Genomic DNA, 18,810 nt, shown 5'->3' on the forward strand with positions numbered 1-18,810 from the left:
AAGGACTGGCGACGTGTGGCAACCCGCTACGATAGATGCCCGAAAGTCTTCCTGTCAGCCATCGCACTCGCCGCACTGGTCATCTATTGGCTATGAGTCCTGAGCCTAGCTTAGAGTATGCAGAAGTCTCTTAACGGGACAACCAAGCGATTTTTTCAGCCGCAATAATAAGAACAATAATCCCCCTCCTTTTTGAAGTCGGTTTCCAAAACCCCCCACCCCTTAGATTCCAGCTGAAAACTCTGCCAATAGGCCAAGGTTTTGTGTCCATCTGCCGAGGGTGGCGGAAATGGTGGCAATGAAGTCGATCCCGGCTTTTGGCAAGCAATTGCCTCAACGTCTAGGAACCTAAAGGAGATCACCACCATGATCATTGGATACGCAAGAACATCTACACTGGAACAACAAGCAGGACTGGAAGCCCAACAGAAGAAACTCTCAGAAGTTGGATGCGAGAAAATTTACTCCGAACAAGTCTCCTCTGTTGCACGTAGAGAGACGCTCAGTGAAGCTCTCAGCTTCTGCAGAGAAGGAGATGTCCTCATAGTCACCAAGCTTGACCGCCTTGCTCGTTCAGTCAGACATCTGGGAGAGATCGTGGATGAGCTAACCAAGAGAGGCATCGCACTGAGAGTACTCGACATGTCCCTTGATACTTCCTCAGCTACAGGGAAGCTTATGCTGAATGTCCTTGGGTCCATCTCTCAATTCGAACGGGAGATCATGTTGGAGCGGCAGCGAGAGGGAATAGACAAAGGCAAGGCAACAATCCATTCCTGCCGCGACACATATGCCACCCGCATGTTGAACAAGGGTATGAGATTGGAAGAGGTTTCGCATCTTCTAGGTCACGCAACAGTCCAGCAAACTCAGAAATACGCAAAGTTTGCCAACCGGCCAGTTGCGGCAAAAGCACGGGAATACCTAAACTCTGACTGACCCAACAAAATCACTCAGCACGTTTTTCGGAATAGTATGTACCTACTATACTTCTCAGGAGCGTGCTGAAGTGGTTAAGTGTTTACTTTAATTGAAAAAAGTGGTGAGCCGTGCAGGATTCGAACCTGCGACCCACTGATTAAAAGTCAGTTGCTCTACCAACTGAGCTAACGGCCCACTCTTTTGCTGGATCTTTTAGATCCGTGGCGCTCTTTAAGGCAATTCCCTGATCAGGTTCAAGCCCTTATTTTACGCCTCGTTTCACCATCACAACTTGTGTTTCCGGCGACCCGATAGGCGGCCTAATTAGGCAGGTGTCGCAGGGGGGTCAACCCCTTTTTTCAGGATTCTGCGCAACAGGGTGGATTCATGTTCTGACCGGGGTTATATCGCCGCTATGCAACAGAGACTCGATACCGGTTTGCCCTTCATGAAGATGCATGGGTTGGGAAATGACTTTGTCATCGTGGACGCGCGCGGCCGCGATTTCCAGATCACCCCGGTTCTCGCAAAGGGAATCGGGCATCGACACTTTGGCGTGGGTTTCGACCAACTGGCCGTAATCGAAAATGGCAAAGCGGACGCGCATCTGGTCTTCTACAATTCCGATGGATCGACCTCGGCCGCCTGTGGCAATGCCACACGCTGCATCGCGCGGTTTCTGATGGATGAGGCTGGAAGCGGGGAGCTAACTTTGACCACCGAACGTGGAACGCTCTACGCGAAAGATGAGGGCGAAGGGCTGACATCGGTCAACATGGGATCACCCCAGCTGAAATGGGACGAAATCCCATTGGCCGAACAGATGGATACGTTGGAACTGCCGATAGAAGGGGCGCCAACGGCAACCGGCATGGGCAACCCCCATTGCACATTCTTCGTCGAAAACGCCGAGGCGATTCCGCTGGCGGAGTTCGGCGCGCGCTATGAATACCATCCCCTCTATCCTGAAAGGACCAATGTGCAGGTGGCGCAGATTACAGGGCCGGACCGCATCCGAATGCGGGTGTGGGAGCGCGGAGTAGGCATCACCCTAGCCTCCGGCTCTTCGTCTTGTGCAACAGCCGTCGCCGCGGCACGGCGCGGGCTAACCGGTCGTAAAGTTCAGATCGACCTGGACGGCGGTACTCTCTGGATCGACTGGCGCGAGGACGGAGTCTGGATGACCGGGCCAACAGCCCATGTCTTTTCGGGCACGCTGACACCGGAATTCTTGAGGTCGTTGGGATGAACCCGCCCAAGTTTACCACTCTGGGCTGCCGCCTGAACGCCTATGAGACCGAGGCGATGAAAGAACTGTCGCAGCAGGCGGGTCTGACGGACGCTGTGGTGGTCAACACATGCGCGGTCACAGCCGAGGCTGTTCGCAAAGCCCGGCAAGAGATTCGCAAGCTGCGGCGCGAAAACCCCCACGCCCGTCTGATCGTCACGGGCTGCGCCGCCCAAACGGAACCCGAGACCTTTGCCCAAATGGACGAGGTGGATGCGGTCATCGGCAATACCGAGAAGATGCAGCCCGACACCTGGAAAGGCATGGCCGCCGATTTCATTGGCGAGACCGAGGCGGTTCAGGTCGACGATATCATGTCAGTCACCGAAACGGCCGGCCACCTGATCGACGGCTTTGGCACACGCTCACGTGCCTATGTGCAGGTCCAAAACGGCTGTGACCACCGCTGTACCTTTTGCATCATTCCCTACGGCCGGGGCAACTCGCGCAGCGTCCCTGCGGGCGTTGTTGTCGATCAAATCAAACGGCTGGTGGACAAGGGCTATAACGAGGTGGTTTTGACCGGCGTTGACCTGACCTCTTGGGGGGCCGACCTGCCCGCTCAACCCAAACTGGGCGATCTGGTGATGCGTATTCTCAAGCTGGTGCCAGATTTGCCACGCCTGCGGATCAGTTCGATCGACTCGATCGAGGTCGACGAGAACTTGATGCAGGCCATAGCGACCGAGCCGCGCCTGATGCCGCACCTGCATCTGTCGCTGCAACACGGGGATGACCTGATCCTTAAGCGTATGAAACGCCGCCACCTGCGCGATGATGCGATCCGCTTCACCGAGGACGCCCGCAAACTGCGCCCCGACATGACTTTTGGTGCCGATATCATCGCAGGGTTCCCAACCGAATCTGAGGCGCATTTCGAAAACTCGCTCAAGCTGGTCAATGATTGTGACCTGACATGGCTGCACGTATTCCCGTATTCCAAACGCGACGGCACACCAGCTGCGCGGATCCCACAACAGATAAATGGGACCGTCATCAAAGACCGCGCCGCCCGACTGCGCGCGGCCGGAGACGCTCAGGTATCCAGGCACCTGTCGGAACAGTTCGGCAAGACCCATCACATCCTGATGGAAAACCCTCATATGGGCCGGACCGAGCAATTCACCGAAGTAACCTTCGACACGCCTCAGCCCGAAGGTCAGATCGTAATCACGGCAATCACCGGACAGACCGCAACCCAGCTTACAGCCTGATCCGCCCTTCATCTGGCCAAAAATATCTCGGGGATGAATTGGCCGAAGGCCAAGAAGGGACTGGCCCCTTTTATACGACCAGAAAAAGAAAAACCCCCGCAACCTGACGGCGCGGGGGTTTTGATTTCTATCTCCCGAAAAAGATCAATCTTCTTTGCGAAGCTTGCCTTTATGCGGTGCCCAAAGGCGCTTGTTAACCAGGTAGAGCAGCACCGAAAGTACGGTCAGGAAGATCACGCCAACAAAGCCAGCGTTCTTGCGCTCCATCATCTTCGGCTCGGCCGCCCACATCAGGAAGGCTGAGACGTCTTCCGACATGTGTTCGACAGAGTTTGAATGTCCGTCAGCAAAGTCGACCTGTTCGTCCGATAGCGGCGGTGCCATCGAAATCCACCCGCCGGGGAAGGCTTTGTTTTCGTAGAGGACAGAGCCTGCCTCTTCTTTCTCTTCACCGGTGTAGCCGTCCAGCAGCGAGGCGATGTACTCGGCACCGCCCATGCCTTTTACCAGTTGATTGATGCCCAGACCGTAAGGCCCGTGGAAGCCCGCGCGGGCCTTGGCCATCAGGCTCAGGTCCGGTGCGCCAACACCAGTATTGGCCGGGAAATGGTCTGTCGGGATTGCCGGGCGGAAGTCGTCCAGCTCAGGGTCGAACACTTCGAAGTTTTCCGCTGCATAAGCGATAACTTCTTCTTCCGAATAGCCCAGCGCTGTCAGATCGCGCAGAGGTACATATTGCAGGCCATGGCAGGCGGCACAGACCTCGGTATAGATCTGCAGGCCGCGCTGCAGCTGATGTTGATCCCAGGTACCGAAGGGGCCTTCGAACGAGAAGGCAAAATCTTCGATATGCTGCTCACCACCGCCTGCCGCAATGGATGCAGCAGGGGTCAGGGCCAGAGCAAACGCGGCGCCGATTGCAAGTTTCTTGAACATGTTTCCGGTCCCTCTTCTTACTCGGCCGGCGTGGCGTCGGCGTCAGCCTTGCCATAATGCGCGTTGAAGTCTTCTTCGATCGTCTCGGGCTGTGCCAGAGGCTTCTCGATCACACCGAGGATCGGCAGGATCACGAAGAAATAGGCGAACCAGTAGGCGGACGCGATCAGCGAGAAGGTCGCATAGGGCTCTTCCGCAGGCATCGCACCCAGCCACATCAGGGCAAAGAAGTCGATGATCAGCAGGTAGAACCACCATTTGAACATCGGACGGTACTTGCCCGAACGCACGCTCGACGTGTCCAGCCAGGGCGCCAGCGCCATAGCCAGGATCGCACCGAACATCGCGATCACACCAAAGAACTTGGCGTCGACGATGCCGCCGGTGATGAAGCTGGCGAACTGAACAACCCAGACCTCACCGGTGAAGGCCCGCAGGATCGCGTAGAACGGCAGGAAGTACCATTCGGGCACGATATGCGCCGGTGTCACCAGCGGGTTGGCTTCGATGTAGTTATCCGGGTGGCCCAGATAGTTCGGCATGTAGCCGACGATGGCCCAGAACACGACCAGGATAACGGCCAGCGCGAACAGGTCCTTGATCACGAAATATGGCCAGAACGGCAGCGTGTCTTTCTCGGCCTCGGCTTTCGAGCCACGGCGAACCTCAACACCTGTCGGGTTGTTGTTGCCGGTGGTGTGGAAGGCCCAGATGTGCACGATCACCAGCGCCGCGATAACGAAAGGCAGCAGGTAGTGCAGCGAGAAGAAGCGGTTCAGCGTGGCATTGTCCACCGCGGGTCCGCCCAGCAGCCAGGTCTGGATCGCTTCGCCCACAAACGGGATCGCGCCAAACAGGCCGGTGATAACAGTCGCTCCCCAGAAGGACATCTGACCCCAGGGCAGAACGTAGCCCATGAAGGCGGTGCCCATCATCATCAGATAGATCAGCATACCGATGATCCACGTGATCTCACGCGGGGCTTTGTACGAACCGTAAAACAGGCCGCGGAAGATATGGATGTAGACCGCAACAAAGAACAGCGACGCGCCGTTCATGTGAATGTAACGCAGCATATAGCCGCCATTCACGTTGCGCATGATGTGCTCGATGCTGGCGAAGGCCAGATCGACATGCGGGGTATAGTGCATCACCAGAACGATACCGGTGACGATTTGCAGCGCCAGGCAGAAGGCCAGAACGATGCCCCAGATCCACCACCAGTTCAGGTTCTTGGGGGTTGGGATCATCAGGGTGTCATACAGCAGGCCGACGATCGGCAGACGGCTGTTCAGCCACTTCTCGCCGTTTGACTTCGGCTCGTAGTGATCGTGGGGAATTCCGGACATAAACTGGGTCTCCCTTAGCCGAGTTTGATGGTTGTTGCGTCGACCCACTCAACAGGCGGGACAGGCAGGTTCTCAGGCGCGGGGCCTTTACGGATACGACCGGCAAGGTCGTAGTGCGAACCGTGGCAGGGGCAGAACCAGCCACCAAAGTCGCCAGCATCTCCCAGAGGCACACAACCGAGGTGCGTACATACGCCCATCTGAACGATCCAGGCACCTGCCGCTTCGCCTTCGGGCGAAGGCATCACGCGGTTGGCGTCAGTTGCAGGTGCATCCGGATTCAGGTTGAAGTTCCGCGCCAGCGGATCAGGCAGGTTGCCAACGGCTTCCTCGTCCTGCTGCTGCGCGTCGGCAATCTCGGCACCGGTGCGGTGGCGGATAAAGACGGGTTTGCCCAGCCACTTGACGGTCAGCTGTGTACCCGGCTCGACCCCGCTTACATCCGTGCGGATCGACGACAGCGCCTGCACGTCTGCTGACGGGTTCATTTGGTTGATCAGGGGCCATACGGCTGCACCCGTCGCAACGACACCTGCGCCGCCAGCGACGTAATACAGGAAATCTCTGCGGGTGCCTTCGTGGTCTTCTGCGTGGGACACGAGGTTATCTCCGGTTGTCTGGCGCCCGCGGACGGGCAAAAAGCTCGCGCACCGCGTGAAAGCGGCGTCTTAAACGCGCTTACTATCGGGGAGAATAGTGTTCGTCCAGCGTTCATAAACGCGCAATACGCCGCATGTGACGCTTCATATGGCTACCGGAGCTGTTTTTTTGGTGAATCTCGCGCTCAACTTTGTTCGTGAGCTCGAATCAGGCCAGCTTGATTCGATTGCCAGCGTATGCCCTCAATACGTTCCAACAGGTGTGTATTTTTGATTTCGAGCACCACTGATTTGCGCGCTGGATGCTCACAATCAAGCCGGCAGGAACGGGATTGTTTTCAGGAAAATCATATTCCCGAAATAGATGATTTAAATTGCAAATTGTGCACTTTTACTTCGTTGCACTTTTTGCGCGAATACAGGACAGCAGGCAAAACGCGCGAACTCCAGTAAGGAGACCCCCCATGTCAAAAACCCTCCTGGCCACTGCTGTGTTTACATTGGCCCTATCCAATCAGGCCCTTGCCGCAGGTGATCCCGAAAAGGGAAAGGCGATGTATAACCGCTGCTCCTCGTGCCATGCCATCATCAAGGACGGAGAAGTGCTGGTCAAAGGTGGAATCACCGGGCCGAATCTTTATGGCGTTATCGGGCGAGTCGCCGGATCCGAGAACGACTACCGTTATGGCAGTGAACGCTTGCCTGTTGGAATGTTCACCGATGACATGATCCGCGCCGGTGAAGAAGGTTTGGTCTGGACCGAAGAAAACATTGCGGCCTACTCCAAAGACCCGATCGGGTTCATCAAGGACTACCTCGATGACGATACCGCCCGCCCAAACATGAGCGTCAAGCTCAAGAAAGGTGCGGAAGATATCGCCGCGTATCTGGCGACGTTCAGCCAGTAACGCAGGCGTGGCTGCGGATGCCTTAGACCTGTGGGCGGGTGGCCACCATGCTGGGTCGCTCGCCAAATTCCGCAAACCAAGTTGCAAGCGCATCATTGCCCTTGCGCCAACCCCGCGCATCGTGGCGCAGATCCAGATAGCCCAGCGCGCAGCCGACAGCGACCTGCCCCATGTCCAACGGGCCGGACAAATGCGCCATCCAGCGCTGGTTCAGAACCGCGCAGGCACGATCGATCTTGACCCACTGCGACTCGATCCAGGCGTCCCACTTTTTGGCTTCTGGGCGCAGGCGATCCTCGTAAGTCATCAAAAGGGCCGCATCCAGAATCCCGTCGGCCAGCGCCTCGAGCGTCAGAACGTCCCAACGACCAGCATTCTCAGGATAAAGCTTTCCGCCGGAACGGGCATCCAGAAATGCGCAGATCACGCGGCTATCGAACAATGTCGGGCCATCCGGGCGTTCCAGCGCCGGAACTTTGGTCAAAGGCGCCTTGCTGACCAGCGACTCAGCCGGTGCAATCGGCGTTCCAGCCACCGTCTCCAGCTCAACGTCTTCAAGCTGATCTGTTTCATGCAGCAAAACCATGACTTTGCGCACATAGGGCGACGTCAGACTGTGGTAGAGTTTCATCGGCAGACTCCCTCTTTGCGCCGACCTTACAGGAGGTCCGCAAAAACAAAAGACTACACTTCACCGACGGCTAAGCCTTGTGCATGAACTCTTGCAGAGCCGTCAGTTCGGACCCGATCCCCGAGGACGCAACCTGTTCAGATGCCCGGGCGCGCACATCATCGGTCTTGTTCTGGCTCAACTTCCATGTGCCCTGAATATCCTCGACCTGCATTCGGCATGGCACGATCATCCGCATCATCTTGGTCAGAGCCTCGTCTGACATCTTGCCCGTACCCCATGGCGGTTTAGGCAGCAGGCGCTCTTCAAAGAAAGCCGATTGCCTGTTCAAAAGATCCAACATCTCGTCCTGCGGACGCAGCTCCAGCTGCCCGGTCAAATGCACGGCCACGTAGTTCCAGGTCGGAACCTGATCCTCCACCTCATACCAATCCGGCGAGATATACCCATCTGGTCCTTGCACAGCGATCTTGACATTTTTCGGCGCGCCCAAAGCCCGCACGATAGGATTTGAGCGTACAAGATGCAGCTCGGCCACCCGACCATCATCTGACAAAAGAAACGGCACGTGGCTCAACAGGGGGGCACCAATCGCAGATAATGCCAGCACGCCGAATCCTCGGTCACGTGCAAAATCAATGTGGCGCGCGCGGTCCTCGGCGCGGAAGGCGGGGTTCGGGTGCATGGTGGTCCTCCTGTCAAATCTGTTGCAGACAGGGTCCGATCTATGCAAGGTCCAACTTGTTCTCAGGGCGGGGCGAAATTCCCCACCGGCGGTATGCGGGCGATGATCCGTAAGCCCGCGAGCGGCCCCGCAGTGTCTACGATCCGAAAAGTGGAAACCGGTTTTCGGACAAATTGTAGAAGCACCAAAGGGTGTCAGCAGATCTGGTGAGAAGCCAGAGCCGACGGTTACAGTCCGGATGAAAGAGAACGTGTGAGTAGCGCCGCCCAGCGGCGTGCTTGCCCGTGATCGCCTTGGGTGACGTGTCATACCGTGCTGGCGGCGAAAAGTGAGAAGCGATTTTCGCGACCGCCAGCAGGCCACCAAACTGAAAGGAGATCATGATGACACACACCCGCTATGCCTTCATCAAAGCCAACTGGCATTCTGATATCGTCGACCGCGCGTTGGACGGGTTTTTGGAGCTCATTCCCACCGATCAGGTCGATGTCTTCGATGTCCCCGGCGCGTTCGAAATGCCCCTGCTGGCCCGCGACCTGGCCCAAACCGGCAAATATGCAGCCGTTGCCTGTGCCGCTTTTGTCGTCGATGGCGGCATCTACAGGCACGATTTCGTCGCACAGGCCGTCGTCGATGGATTGATGCGCGCTGGAATGGACACGGGTATACCCGTCCTGTCCGTCTCGCTGACGCCGCATCAATATCAGGAGACCGACCACCACAACGCCATTTACCGCGACCATTTCGTTCAGAAAGGGCGCGAAGCGGCTCAGGCCGCGCTGATGATCGCAGACACCCGCGCGAAAGTCGCGCAGGCCGCCTGAGCTTCATCTTTTCCAAAATACTCAAATGCGCCGCCCACCGGGCGGCGTTCACGTCATCAAAGGCCAAATCCGCTTGAGGCCGGGGGCCTTGCCCGCTAATCACAACCCTCAAAGGAGTACACCCCATGTCGATGAACAGCTTTGGACATCTTTTCCGCGTCACCACTTGGGGTGAAAGCCACGGCCCTGCTTTGGGCGCCACGGTCGACGGGTGCCCTCCGGGCGTTGCAATCGACGAAGCCATGATCCAGCACTGGCTGGACAAGCGCAAACCGGGGCAGAACAAGTTCACCACCCAACGGCGCGAACCCGATCAGGTGAAAATCCTCTCGGGCGTGTTTGAGGGCCAGACTACTGGCACACCCGTCCAACTGATGATCGAAAATACCGATCAGCGGTCGAAAGACTACGGTGATATCATGGACAAGTTTCGTCCGGGCCACGCCGATATCACTTACTGGCAGAAATACGGCATCCGCGACTATCGCGGTGGCGGGCGCAGTTCGGCGCGGGAAACCGCGTCACGTGTCGCCGCTGGAGGACTGGCACGCGAGGCGATTAAGCAGATTGCGCCCAACGTGCAGATCTCGGGTTACATGACCCAGATCGGACCGCATAAGATTGATCGCGCTAAATTCGACTGGTCTCAGATCGAACAGAACCCGTTCTGGACACCCGACGCATCAGCCGCAGAAGATTGGGCCGCGTATCTGGACGACCTGCGTAAGTCCGGCAACTCGGTGGGAGCAATCGTCGAGGTCGTCGCGCGTGGTGTCCCCGCCGGGATCGGTGCGCCAGTATATGCCAAGTTAGACACTGATCTGGCCGCCTCGATGATGTCCATCAACGCCGTCAAGGGCGTCGAGATTGGCGAAGGCATGGCTGCCGCTGAACTGACAGGCGAAGCCAACGCGGATGAAATCTTCATGGGCCAAAATGGTCCACAATACAGCTCGAACCACGCCGGTGGCATTCTGGGCGGTATCTCGACCGGACAAGACATCGTGGTGCGTTTTGCGGTCAAGCCGACCTCGTCAATCCTGACAACACGAAAGACAATCACGAAATCGGGCGAGGAAACCGAGATCATTACCAAAGGCCGTCATGACCCCTGCGTTGGCATCCGAGCCGTTCCAGTGGGGGAGGCGATGATGGCCTGCGTGATCCTCGACCACCTGCTGCTGCATCGTGGCCAGATCGGAGAGAACCGTGGACGGATCGGCTGATCTGCGCACGCGCCTGCGAGCGGTGGTCGCGCACCGCATGGAGACCGATCCGGCCCATGATCTGGCCCATCTGGATCGTGTTTGGACCAACGCGCATGCCATCGCGGATGAAAAAACCGATATGTCGGTATTGCTGGCCGCAAGTTATCTGCATGATCTTGTAAATCTGCCAAAGGACGATCCGGACCGGCATCTGGCCTCTCGCAGATCCGCAGCGATATCAGAGCCTATTTTGGCGGAACTAGGATATAATTCGCCCCAGATCCGTGCCATCCAACACGCGATCGAAGCCCATAGCTTCTCGGCTAATATCACTCCGGAAACGGTCGAAGCGCGCATTCTGCGTGATGCAGATCGACTTGACGCCTTGGGTGCCATCGGTATCGCCCGTAACTTTTCCGTCTCCGGTGCTTTGGGGCGCACACTTTATGATCCGGCGGATCCTTTTGCCCAAAACCGGTCTCTGGACGACCTGCATTTCTCACTCGACCATTGGAAGGTCAAGCTGCTGTCCCTGCCCGGCGACATGCTGACCGAGACCGGAAGGCAGATTGCCGAACAACGCACCGAGCGTATGATCCGCTTTCTTAAAGAATTCGCCGAAGAAATCGGCAATTCTTTACCTCAAACATGGGTCAGTGGCTGAACGCACCCGTTGATCTTTTCCCGCCAAAGGCGCAGGTTCGCGCCGATGACGAAACCCTTAACATCGCATCGACCTTTGCTGGCAGTAACGCTGAAACTGGGCGCTCTGTTCCTTTTCACGTCGATGTCCGCCGTGGTCAAAGCGCTATCGGACGAGTTCCCGCCGGGCCAGTTGGTGTTCTTCCGGTCTCTGTTTGCGATTCCTGTCATCATTATTTGGCTCATCGCGCGTGGAGAGTTGTCCAGAGGCTTTGTGGTCAAGAAACCCATGGGCCATTTCTGGCGCGGTGTTCTGGGAACCGGCGCCATGGGGCTTACTTTCACCGGCCTCAGCTTGCTGCCGTTGCCCGAAGTGACGGCAATTGGATATGCCACGCCAATCTTCACCCTGATTCTGGCTGCTGTGATGCTGGGAGAACGGATTCGCCTGATCCGCATCGGCGCGGTGGCTCTTGGCCTGCTAGGGGTCCTGATCATGATTTGGCCGCGCCTGGGCAGCACCGAGATGGAGGTCGCCGCCACCGTCGGCGCGCTGGGTGTTTTGGGGGCTACTATCGCCCGGGCTTTTGTTCAGATCCATATCCGGCAATTGGTCAAGGTCGATCATCCTGCAGCAATTGTCTTCTATTTCTCGATGACCGCGACGCTACTGTCGGCGCTGACAGCGTTCTGGGGATGGTCAATGCCAACGTGGAATCAGGCTCTAATTCTGGTCATGGTGGGCCTGATCGGCGGGGTTGCGCAGATTCTGGTCACGTCCTCTTATCGTTTCGGTCAAGCTTCGATGCTGGCACCATATGATTATGCGACCATGCTGTTTGCGATCGTGATCGGCTATGTCTGGTTTGACGAACTTCCAACGCTTGCAATCCTGATCGGGGCTGCATTGGTGATCGCCGGCAATGTCGTTGTGATCTGGCGTGAACACCAGTTGGGGCTCGAGCGCGGCAAGGCCCGGTCGGTTACGGACCCCAAAGCGTGACTTTACCTTTTGTAATCTTCGCCTAGGTTGGGCCGGACAATCAACGAGGTTCCCCCATGAGCGACACGCAGGATTACAAGGAAAAGATGCAGAAGGTGCAAGCCAAGCACCGCAAGAAAGTGTCCGAGGCGGTTGACCCCGGTCGCGGTCTGGTTTTGATCAACACCGGCAAGGGCAAAGGCAAATCTTCGGCCGCCTTTGGCGTGGTTATCCGTGCGCTGGGCTGGGGCCAGAAGGTCGCCGTGGTACAATTCATTAAAGGCAAGTGGAAAACAGGCGAGCGCCGATTCTTTGAGGAACGCGATCTGGTCACATGGCACACGATGGGTGAAGGCTTCACCTGGGACACGCAGGATCGCGAGCGCGACATCGCCGCCGCAAACGCCGCTTTCGACAAGGCGCGCACCCTGATGTCCAGTGGCGAATACGATCTGGTTGTACTGGATGAGATCAACATCGCCCTTCGCTATGAATACCTGACGGTAGAACACGTGATCGACGGCCTGAACGAGCGGTCGGACAAGACCAGTGTGTTCCTAACTGGTCGTGATGCCCCACAGGCGCTGCGAGACTATGCTGATCTGGTCACTGAAATGACCGAAGAAAAACACCCGTTCCAGGCGGGGATCAAAGCACAGCGCGGCGTGGACTTTTGATCTGTATCTGACATGGGCCTCCTGGCCCGCGTCAATCAGCCAAAGCGGCTCAGGGTCGTTTCAAGAATCTGTCTAAGCGAGGCACGTGGGGTAAGATCACCAACTTCTGATCTTTCAGGCGGCGTCGCTTCGACATTGTCGCGGCGCGGCTTTTTGCGGTCGACATAGGCGCAGTAGTCACTGTCGCAACAGGTGCATCCACACGAAGCCAGTGCGTCATGGCGTGCCATTAATTCATCTAGAGACTCGCGCATTTTAACCTCGTTCTGATCAGACAGAGTCGTTTCCGGAGCGGCGGCAGGCTCTCACCAAGATCATGCTAAGCCTACAAACCACCCCGAAACTTTGAGCTTGATGGTACATCATCTGGCGCTGCCTGCAACCTGACTGTTTTAGTCGGAATTTTCAAGTCAAAAAACACCCCGAAAATAACTCGGGGTGCTAGACAGGTTCGTACCGGAAATCAGAGCGCGCGATTTTGCGGGTCCAGCGTAACCGACCACAGTTCGGTATCTGCCCGGTCCATCAGGCGAACCGTCATCTGCTCGGTCGCGCCATCGATGTCCACCAGACCAAAGAACTGCAGACCTTCACTGGGCGGCAGGTTTACCCCCTGCCCGTCGGCGGGTGCTTTGACGAATTTGACCTCGGGGCCGAATGTGCCATCCAGCGCGTTTGGACCAAAAGTTCCCGCGTGCAGCGGGCCCGAAACAAACTCCCAAAACGGTTCGAAATCCTGGAATTGAGCTTTGTTAGGGTCATAGTAATGCGCAGCGGTATAATGCACATCCGCCGTGAACCAGACCGTGTTGGTGACGCCAGCCGTTTTGATGAAACGCAGCAGATCAGCGATCTCCAACTCGCGACCCTTGGCCGGTCCACTATCACCGTTTGAGATCGCCTCTGCTCCGGCCTGTTCTTTCCAATTGTCCCAGACGATCAGCCCAATTGGCATATCCGAGGCAATCACCTTCCAAGTCGCTTGCGAAGACGCCAGCTCTTGCTTGAGCCATGCCAGTTGTTCGGCGCCCAGAATGCGGGACTGTTCTGTGATTTCATCATCCATCGAGGGGCCGTTAGGCCCGCGATAACTGCGCAGGTCCAGAAAGAAGACGTCCAGCATCGGCCCGTATGAGATCTTGCGATACACACGCCCGGGCTCTGCTGGCGTGATGCGCAGCGGTGTCATTTCGTGGAAGGCGCGCCCGGCGCGCGATTGCAGAACATGCACCGACTTCTCGGTGTACCGATCATCCGAAATCAGGTCTTTTGCATCAGACCAGTTGTTCACAACCTCATGGTCATCCCACTGGAAGAAGGTCGGGCAAAGGGCGTTCATGGCGCGCACATGTTCGTCCATCATATTGTATTTCCACTGAGCGCGGAATTCGTCCAGCGTTTCGGCCACTTTTCGTTTCTCGTCGATCAGGGTCGAGTTCTTCCAGATCAGCTGGCCGTCCTTCTCGACCTCATCATTCATAGGGCCATCAGCATAGACGGTGTCGCCTGAGTGAATGAAGAAGTCAGGCTTGTACTGTGCCATGGTTGCGTAAGTGCGCATACCTTCATCATCAATACCCCATCCCTGCCCAGCCGTGTCACCGGACCAGGCAAAACGAACGTTGCGGCGTGACGTCGGTGCGGTGCGGAATTGCCCAATAATAGGCTCTGATACGGCGTTGATGTCGCTCAGATCGGCGGCAACGAACCGGTAAAATATGTCCTGATCTGACGGCAGGCCATCGACCAGGCGCTTGATGGCAAAATCGCTGTTCGGAATGGCATCCATCGGCGCGAGTTTGCGGGCGTCCGCAAAGCTTTCAGTAGTCGAAACTTCCATCATCACGCGAGACGGTCGATCAGTGCGGGTCCAGATCATGCCCGATGTCGTATCGACATCGCCAGATTGAACACCGTGTGTGAATACGGGGCGCGATGCGGCACGGCTGATGGCTGGCACGGCCAGCGATGCGACAAAGGCGGTACTGCCTGCCAGAAAAGAACGGCGGTTTGGGCGAAAGATCTTGGTCATAGTGGGGCTCTCCTGTCTGATGACCGATTCCTCGATCACGCGATTGGTGCACCAATATGAGCCGCCGATTTGTAAAACCGGCGGCTCAGTTTCTTGACACTATCATGATGATACCATGACAGGTGTGGACAACGTCGTCAGGCGGCGACTTCCTGCTCGGGCGCGCTGAGCGAGATAACCAGCACCACAGCCGCACCGTTCAGCCAATAGAATGCAGCATCCAAACCTGAGAAACCCAGAACGCTGGGCGCAAACAGGAAGGTGATCCCGACGATCAAGTCTACGGCCAGATGAAACTTGTAAGGCAGGACACGCCAAATACCCAGGTGGTGATCTGTGAGAACTGTGAGAACAAACGCGGCTACGCCGGTGACAACCGAAAGCCACAGAGCCAACGGGTTGGACTGACCCAACCCCAGCAGGAACGGCAACGTCATCAGTGCAATGGCAACCGGGTAATCCAGATAGGCGTGGACAGAGCGGGTAACGAAACGCAGGGACATAAGAGCTTCCTTTTCTCAATCAGTGATGAAAAGAAAATAGGAAGCCTGATCCGAACGTTGCATTCCTAATCGTATCAGAAAACATGCAGATCGTTCAGAAATCTCGGCGTATTAATGCGTGGCGCGGTACGCCGCCGGTGACAGCCCAACCTGTTTCTTGAACACGCGCGAAAACGCGGCTTCAGAGGCATACCCAACCTCGGCCGCTGCATCCGCCACGTTCCAACGCGCCTCGGTCAGGCCGTGGCAGGCGATCTGCATCCGCCAGTCCGTGAGGTACTGCATCGGTGTTGTCCCCATCTTCTCGGCAAAAAGCTGAGCAAAGGCAGTGCGCGACATACCGGCCTCTCGTGCCAAAGACGCAACGCTCCAATCCTCGGCCGGGGCTTGGTGGAATGCGGTCAGGGCCCGCGAGATGCGCAGATCAGCAAATCCTGCCAACGCGGAATCCTGTGGGCTCTGACGTTCCAGATAGGCCCGGATTGCCTGAGCAAACAGAACTTCGGACAGTTTCAAAGCGATCAGATCCCCGCCAATCCTTGCGCCTGAAACCTCAGAGCCAATCATACGCAAGGTCGATTCCATCCACGACCCGGCCTCTTCGCCATAGTTTTCTAACAGAATATAGGGCGGCAAGCGGTCGATCAGCATGTGCCCTGCGCCTTTTCGTCCGGCTGGGCCAGTGAACGAGAAATGACCGCAGATCAGTTGCGTATCCCGTTCTTCATCATGACCGCCATAAACCAACACACCGTCGCCCGTGTAACCCGCAATCTCCAACACCTGCTCCAGAGGCAACGCATCCAGCGGCTTTATTTCGGCACATAGCAACGCGTGTGGTGCGCCGTGTGGGATCAATATCAGGTCCCCCTGCCTTAGCCGCAGGGTTTCCCCTGTGGTAGAGACGTATACCTTGAGCTCGCCACGCTGCACAAAATGAAACCGGGCCACGTTTTCGAACCCCGGCACCTGAATGCCGAAGGGTGGTGTGAACGATGTGCGGAAGTAAAACGTGCCTCGCAAGGACAGGCGGGTGAGAATATCGCTGAGAAGATCCAACATGCGCTGAACATACGTGATTCGGGCAATTCGTCCAGATCACCGGACGGATTGCACAATAATTTGCACGTTCTGCAACAAAACCCCCGCCTTGGCGGGGGTAGAACGCTTACGAACGGACCAGTTTCTCGTAGTCTTCCGCGATGTCGCGTGTCAGGTCGCCGACCTCGAAGGTGTACTCACCAATCTGCCCAACAGGCGTAACTTCGGCAGCCGTACCGGTCAGCCAGCATTGTTCGAAGTCAGCCATTTCCTCGGGCTTAATGCGGCGTTCGTGCACTGTGATGCCCTTGTCTTTCAGCATCTGGATGACGGTCTGTCGGGTGATGCCATTCAGGAAACAGTCTGCCAGAGGCGTGTGAACCTCGTCATCTTTGACGAAAAACACGTTCGCGCCGGTGGCCTCGGCCACATATCCGCGCCAATCCATGAACAAAGCGTCCGAGCATCCCTTGGCTTCGGCCTTGTGCTTCGAGATGGTGCAAATCATGTAAAGACCTGCCGCCTTGGCGTGAACCGGGATGGTTTCAGGGCTGGGGCGTTTCCATTCGGCAATGTCCAGCTTTGCGCCCTGCATCTTGGCATCGCCATAGTAAGCCCCCCAAGGCCAGACCGCGACTGCCATGCGCACTGGGTTCTTGGCCGAGGCCACACCCATGTCTTCGCCGGATCCGCGCCAGACCAAGGCACGCATATAAGCGTCTTGCAGACCGCTGGCTTTCAGGACTTCTTCCTTGGCTGCTTCGATTTCATCAACCGAATAGGGCATTGGCATGTCCAGCGCCTCGGCCGAGGCAATCAGGCGCTCGGAATGTTCGCGGCTTTTGAAGATCTTGCCGTTGTATGCGCGCTCGCCTTCAAATACGGACGATGCATAGTGCATTGCGTGGGTCAGAATGTGCACAGTGGCGTCGCGCCAGGGCACCAACTTGCCATCCAACCAAATGGTGCCATCACGATCATCATACCCCGCCATGCGAAACCTCCTGAACCGGGTTGAATTTGCGATTGTTGCGCCGATTAAGTCCGATGCGGACATAATATTGCGCAAAAACTGCGATTCGATACCGCTCTACTCTTGGAATGTCAATAACGCTGACATAAACTAGGCCCCGAGTAACGAATGAGGCGTACCATGTCCGACATCCGCCCAGCCCCGCGTTATGGGGGCGAGAGCCTGTTGTTTTTGACCGATGAACAATTACGACAGGGGATCGAGGCCATGTTCTTCGCCTATCGCGGCTTCACCGCGGATCCTGATCGTATCCTCGCGGAATTGGCCTATGGTCGCGCCCACCACCGCGCGATCCACTTCATCAACCGCGCGCCGGGCACTACGGTCAACAACTTGTTAGCTATCCTTGGCGTGACAAAACAGTCTCTAAACAGGGTTTTACGAAGCCTGATCGAAGATGGTCTGGTGGAAAGCCGCGTGGGCACGGTGGACAAACGCGAACGCCACCTATTTCTTACAGAAAAGGGACAGGCGCTGGAAACCACGCTGTCAGATGCTCAGCGCTCAAGAATGCGCGCCGCTTACAAGGATGCCGGCCCCGACGCCGTGACTGGTTTCCGCAAAGTGCTTGAAGCAATGATGGATGCTGATATGCGTCATGCTTATACGAAACTTCGGGATACGACCTCATGAGCGATATGGATGCCCATCTGCTGATTGTTGACGACGACGAGCGCATTCGCGATCTGCTTAAGAAATTCCTGATGCGAAACGGGTTTTTGGTCACCGCAGCGCGGGATGCCGCCCATGCGCGGCGGGTCTTGTCGGGCCTGGATTTCGACATGATTGTCATGGACGTAATGATGCCAGGCGAAGACGGTGTCAGCCTCACAAAATCCCTTCGTGAGACACACAGCACCCCCATCCTTCTATTGACCGCCAAAGGGGAAACCGAACACCGGATTGCGGGGCTTGAGGTCGGGGCGGATGATTATCTGGCGAAACCGTTCGAGCCAAAGGAACTGTTGCTGCGGATCAACGCGATTCTACGCCGGATGCCAGAAACTCCAGCCGAGGAAACGGCGGCAAAGATCCTATACCTCGGCCCGATCCGCTACGACATTGAGCGGGGCGAAATGTGGCAGGAAGAAGATCCGGTACGGCTGACCGCGACAGAGAGCCAGTTGATGAAGATTTTCTCGGCCCAGCCCGGCGAGCCGATCAGCCGCGCGAAGCTGGTCGAGGATCTGGGGCGTGACAAGGGTCAGGCACAGGAGCGCGCGGTGGACGTTCAGATCACGCGCCTGCGGCGCAAGATCGAGCAAGACCCAAAGCAGCCTCGCTATTTGCAGACCGTGCGGGGCGCAGGTTATATGCTGGCGCCGGATTGAATGTGC

21 protein-coding genes, 1 tRNA gene, 1 pseudogene and 1 riboswitch are annotated in these 18,810 nt (G+C 56.9%); of the genes and pseudogenes, 12 read left to right on the forward strand and 11 right to left on the reverse strand.

Annotated elements, in window-relative coordinates; all coding sequences use genetic code 11:
* Positions 1–96: pseudogene (locus tag AC2FLD_RS14845) on the forward strand (IS5/IS1182 family transposase); the annotation flags it as partial.
* 270 nt (positions 97–366) lie between these two features.
* Complete coding sequence (locus AC2FLD_RS14850; protein WP_496670127.1) at positions 367–939, forward strand: recombinase family protein; 573 nt, start codon at positions 367–369, stop codon at positions 937–939.
* Between the two features lie 101 nt (positions 940–1,040).
* Here AC2FLD_RS14850 and AC2FLD_RS14855 read toward each other — a convergent pair.
* A tRNA-Lys gene (locus tag AC2FLD_RS14855) sits at positions 1,041–1,116 on the reverse strand.
* 220 nt (positions 1,117–1,336) lie between these two features.
* Between AC2FLD_RS14855 and dapF the strand changes: the two genes are divergently transcribed.
* Both dapF and mtaB read left to right on the forward strand, forming a co-directional pair.
* Complete coding sequence (gene dapF, locus AC2FLD_RS14860) at positions 1,337–2,170, forward strand: diaminopimelate epimerase (protein WP_496670128.1); 834 nt, start codon at positions 1,337–1,339, stop codon at positions 2,168–2,170.
* Complete coding sequence (mtaB, locus tag AC2FLD_RS14865; protein ID WP_496670129.1) at positions 2,167–3,423, forward strand: tRNA (N(6)-L-threonylcarbamoyladenosine(37)-C(2))-methylthiotransferase MtaB; 1,257 nt, start codon at positions 2,167–2,169, stop codon at positions 3,421–3,423. Before dapF ends, mtaB begins: the two co-directional genes overlap by 4 nt.
* Before the next feature lie 144 nt (positions 3,424–3,567).
* Here the strand turns inward: mtaB and AC2FLD_RS14870 are convergent, their stop codons facing one another.
* From AC2FLD_RS14870 to petA, 3 genes are read right to left on the reverse strand one after another with little or no spacing between them, the layout of a single operon-like run.
* Positions 3,568–4,359, reverse strand: a complete 792-nt coding sequence (locus AC2FLD_RS14870) for a cytochrome c1 (protein ID WP_050604513.1) — start codon at positions 4,357–4,359, stop codon at positions 3,568–3,570.
* Positions 4,360–4,376: 17 nt separating this feature from the next.
* Positions 4,377–5,708 carry a cytochrome b gene (gene petB / locus AC2FLD_RS14875; protein ID WP_050604514.1) on the reverse strand — a complete coding sequence of 444 codons (1,332 nt, stop codon included), beginning with the start codon at positions 5,706–5,708 and terminating at the stop codon, positions 4,377–4,379.
* A 14-nt stretch (positions 5,709–5,722) separates the two neighbouring features.
* Entirely contained in the window at positions 5,723–6,307 is a 585-nt protein-coding gene (petA, locus tag AC2FLD_RS14880; protein WP_050604515.1) for a ubiquinol-cytochrome c reductase iron-sulfur subunit, read from the reverse strand.
* A 464-nt stretch (positions 6,308–6,771) separates the two neighbouring features.
* Between petA and AC2FLD_RS14885 the strand changes: the two genes are divergently transcribed.
* Positions 6,772–7,215, forward strand: coding sequence for a c-type cytochrome (locus AC2FLD_RS14885; RefSeq protein WP_050604516.1), 444 nt, complete (start codon positions 6,772–6,774; stop codon positions 7,213–7,215).
* A 22-nt stretch (positions 7,216–7,237) separates the two neighbouring features.
* Here AC2FLD_RS14885 and AC2FLD_RS14890 read toward each other — a convergent pair whose 3' ends face one another.
* Both AC2FLD_RS14890 and AC2FLD_RS14895 read right to left on the reverse strand, forming a co-directional pair.
* Positions 7,238–7,846: a glutathione S-transferase gene (locus tag AC2FLD_RS14890; protein ID WP_496670130.1), complete on the reverse strand. Its 609-nt coding sequence runs from the start codon at positions 7,844–7,846 to the stop codon at positions 7,238–7,240.
* A 70-nt stretch (positions 7,847–7,916) separates the two neighbouring features.
* Positions 7,917–8,531: an FMN-binding negative transcriptional regulator gene (locus AC2FLD_RS14895; RefSeq protein WP_496670131.1), complete on the reverse strand. Its 615-nt coding sequence runs from the start codon at positions 8,529–8,531 to the stop codon at positions 7,917–7,919.
* 54 nt (positions 8,532–8,585) lie between these two features.
* Positions 8,586–8,785: riboswitch (FMN riboswitch) on the forward strand.
* A gap of 129 nt (positions 8,786–8,914) precedes the next feature.
* Here AC2FLD_RS14895 and AC2FLD_RS14900 point away from each other — a divergent pair.
* The 5 genes from AC2FLD_RS14900 to cobO all read left to right on the forward strand — a co-directional run bounded on the left by AC2FLD_RS14900 (position 8,915) and on the right by cobO (position 12,864).
* Complete coding sequence (locus AC2FLD_RS14900) at positions 8,915–9,355, forward strand: 6,7-dimethyl-8-ribityllumazine synthase (protein ID WP_496670132.1); 441 nt, start codon at positions 8,915–8,917, stop codon at positions 9,353–9,355.
* A 125-nt stretch (positions 9,356–9,480) separates the two neighbouring features.
* Entirely contained in the window at positions 9,481–10,581 is a 1,101-nt protein-coding gene (aroC, locus tag AC2FLD_RS14905; protein WP_496670133.1) for a chorismate synthase, read from the forward strand.
* A complete protein-coding gene (locus AC2FLD_RS14910) occupies positions 10,565–11,227 on the forward strand; it encodes an HD domain-containing protein (RefSeq protein WP_496670134.1) in 663 nt (220 codons plus the stop codon). Before aroC ends, AC2FLD_RS14910 begins: the two co-directional genes overlap by 17 nt.
* Positions 11,228–11,272: 45 nt before the next feature.
* Complete coding sequence (locus AC2FLD_RS14915; RefSeq protein WP_496670135.1) at positions 11,273–12,208, forward strand: DMT family transporter; 936 nt, start codon at positions 11,273–11,275, stop codon at positions 12,206–12,208.
* Between the two features lie 56 nt (positions 12,209–12,264).
* Positions 12,265–12,864, forward strand: coding sequence for a cob(I)yrinic acid a,c-diamide adenosyltransferase (gene cobO, locus AC2FLD_RS14920; RefSeq protein ID WP_496670136.1), 600 nt, complete (start codon positions 12,265–12,267; stop codon positions 12,862–12,864).
* Between the two features lie 35 nt (positions 12,865–12,899).
* Here cobO and AC2FLD_RS14925 read toward each other — a convergent pair whose 3' ends face one another.
* The 5 genes from AC2FLD_RS14925 to AC2FLD_RS14945 form a co-directional block, all read right to left on the reverse strand.
* Positions 12,900–13,118, reverse strand: a complete 219-nt coding sequence (locus AC2FLD_RS14925; RefSeq protein WP_496670137.1) for a hypothetical protein — start codon at positions 13,116–13,118, stop codon at positions 12,900–12,902.
* Positions 13,119–13,327: 209 nt separating this feature from the next.
* Positions 13,328–14,896, reverse strand: a complete 1,569-nt coding sequence (locus AC2FLD_RS14930; RefSeq protein WP_496670138.1) for an alkaline phosphatase D family protein — start codon at positions 14,894–14,896, stop codon at positions 13,328–13,330.
* 137 nt (positions 14,897–15,033) lie between these two features.
* Positions 15,034–15,399 (reverse strand): SPW repeat domain-containing protein, encoded by a 366-nt coding sequence (locus AC2FLD_RS14935; RefSeq protein ID WP_050604526.1) that lies wholly within the window; start codon positions 15,397–15,399, stop codon positions 15,034–15,036.
* 111 nt (positions 15,400–15,510) lie between these two features.
* Positions 15,511–16,461 carry an AraC family transcriptional regulator gene (locus AC2FLD_RS14940; RefSeq protein WP_496670139.1) on the reverse strand — a complete coding sequence of 317 codons (951 nt, stop codon included), beginning with the start codon at positions 16,459–16,461 and terminating at the stop codon, positions 15,511–15,513.
* Between the two features lie 106 nt (positions 16,462–16,567).
* Positions 16,568–17,434, reverse strand: coding sequence for a branched-chain amino acid aminotransferase (locus AC2FLD_RS14945; RefSeq protein ID WP_496670140.1), 867 nt, complete (start codon positions 17,432–17,434; stop codon positions 16,568–16,570).
* Between the two features lie 159 nt (positions 17,435–17,593).
* Here AC2FLD_RS14945 and AC2FLD_RS14950 point away from each other — a divergent pair, with 159 nt between their 5' ends.
* The gene (locus AC2FLD_RS14950; protein WP_050604529.1) at positions 17,594–18,106 is read left to right on the forward strand and encodes a MarR family winged helix-turn-helix transcriptional regulator; all 513 of its coding nucleotides are present in this window, start codon (positions 17,594–17,596) and stop codon (positions 18,104–18,106) included.
* Positions 18,103–18,804 (forward strand): response regulator, encoded by a 702-nt coding sequence (locus tag AC2FLD_RS14955; RefSeq protein WP_050604530.1) that lies wholly within the window; start codon positions 18,103–18,105, stop codon positions 18,802–18,804. Before AC2FLD_RS14950 ends, AC2FLD_RS14955 begins: the two co-directional genes overlap by 4 nt.
* Positions 18,805–18,810: the final 6 nt, after the last annotated feature.

The sequence above is a fragment of the Ruegeria sp. CDSA021 genome (genome assembly GCF_059612325.1).

What these genes read in the sequence shown, in the direction of transcription:
- AC2FLD_RS14850 (WP_496670127.1), top strand. Translation starts at nt 367, where the DNA reads ATGATCATTGGATACGCAAGAACATCTACACTGGAACAACAAGCAGGA.
- mtaB (WP_496670129.1), top strand. Translation starts at nt 2,167, where the DNA reads ATGAACCCGCCCAAGTTTACCACTCTGGGCTGCCGCCTGAACGCCTAT.
- AC2FLD_RS14915 (WP_496670135.1), top strand. Translation starts at nt 11,273, where the DNA reads ATGACGAAACCCTTAACATCGCATCGACCTTTGCTGGCAGTAACGCTG.
- aroC (WP_496670133.1), top strand. Translation starts at nt 9,481, where the DNA reads ATGTCGATGAACAGCTTTGGACATCTTTTCCGCGTCACCACTTGGGGT.
- AC2FLD_RS14940 (WP_496670139.1), bottom strand. Translation starts at nt 16,461, where the DNA reads ATGTTGGATCTTCTCAGCGATATTCTCACCCGCCTGTCCTTGCGAGGC.
- AC2FLD_RS14890 (WP_496670130.1), bottom strand. Translation starts at nt 7,846, where the DNA reads ATGAAACTCTACCACAGTCTGACGTCGCCCTATGTGCGCAAAGTCATG.
- AC2FLD_RS14900 (WP_496670132.1), top strand. Translation starts at nt 8,915, where the DNA reads ATGACACACACCCGCTATGCCTTCATCAAAGCCAACTGGCATTCTGAT.
- AC2FLD_RS14935 (WP_050604526.1), bottom strand. Translation starts at nt 15,399, where the DNA reads ATGTCCCTGCGTTTCGTTACCCGCTCTGTCCACGCCTATCTGGATTAC.
- AC2FLD_RS14870 (WP_050604513.1), bottom strand. Translation starts at nt 4,359, where the DNA reads ATGTTCAAGAAACTTGCAATCGGCGCCGCGTTTGCTCTGGCCCTGACC.
- AC2FLD_RS14945 (WP_496670140.1), bottom strand. Translation starts at nt 17,434, where the DNA reads ATGGCGGGGTATGATGATCGTGATGGCACCATTTGGTTGGATGGCAAG.
- petB (WP_050604514.1), bottom strand. Translation starts at nt 5,708, where the DNA reads ATGTCCGGAATTCCCCACGATCACTACGAGCCGAAGTCAAACGGCGAG.
- AC2FLD_RS14925 (WP_496670137.1), bottom strand. Translation starts at nt 13,118, where the DNA reads ATGCGCGAGTCTCTAGATGAATTAATGGCACGCCATGACGCACTGGCT.
- AC2FLD_RS14950 (WP_050604529.1), top strand. Translation starts at nt 17,594, where the DNA reads ATGTCCGACATCCGCCCAGCCCCGCGTTATGGGGGCGAGAGCCTGTTG.
- AC2FLD_RS14955 (WP_050604530.1), top strand. Translation starts at nt 18,103, where the DNA reads ATGAGCGATATGGATGCCCATCTGCTGATTGTTGACGACGACGAGCGC.
- dapF (WP_496670128.1), top strand. Translation starts at nt 1,337, where the DNA reads ATGCAACAGAGACTCGATACCGGTTTGCCCTTCATGAAGATGCATGGG.
- AC2FLD_RS14895 (WP_496670131.1), bottom strand. Translation starts at nt 8,531, where the DNA reads ATGCACCCGAACCCCGCCTTCCGCGCCGAGGACCGCGCGCGCCACATT.
- AC2FLD_RS14885 (WP_050604516.1), top strand. Translation starts at nt 6,772, where the DNA reads ATGTCAAAAACCCTCCTGGCCACTGCTGTGTTTACATTGGCCCTATCC.
- cobO (WP_496670136.1), top strand. Translation starts at nt 12,265, where the DNA reads ATGAGCGACACGCAGGATTACAAGGAAAAGATGCAGAAGGTGCAAGCC.
- AC2FLD_RS14930 (WP_496670138.1), bottom strand. Translation starts at nt 14,896, where the DNA reads ATGACCAAGATCTTTCGCCCAAACCGCCGTTCTTTTCTGGCAGGCAGT.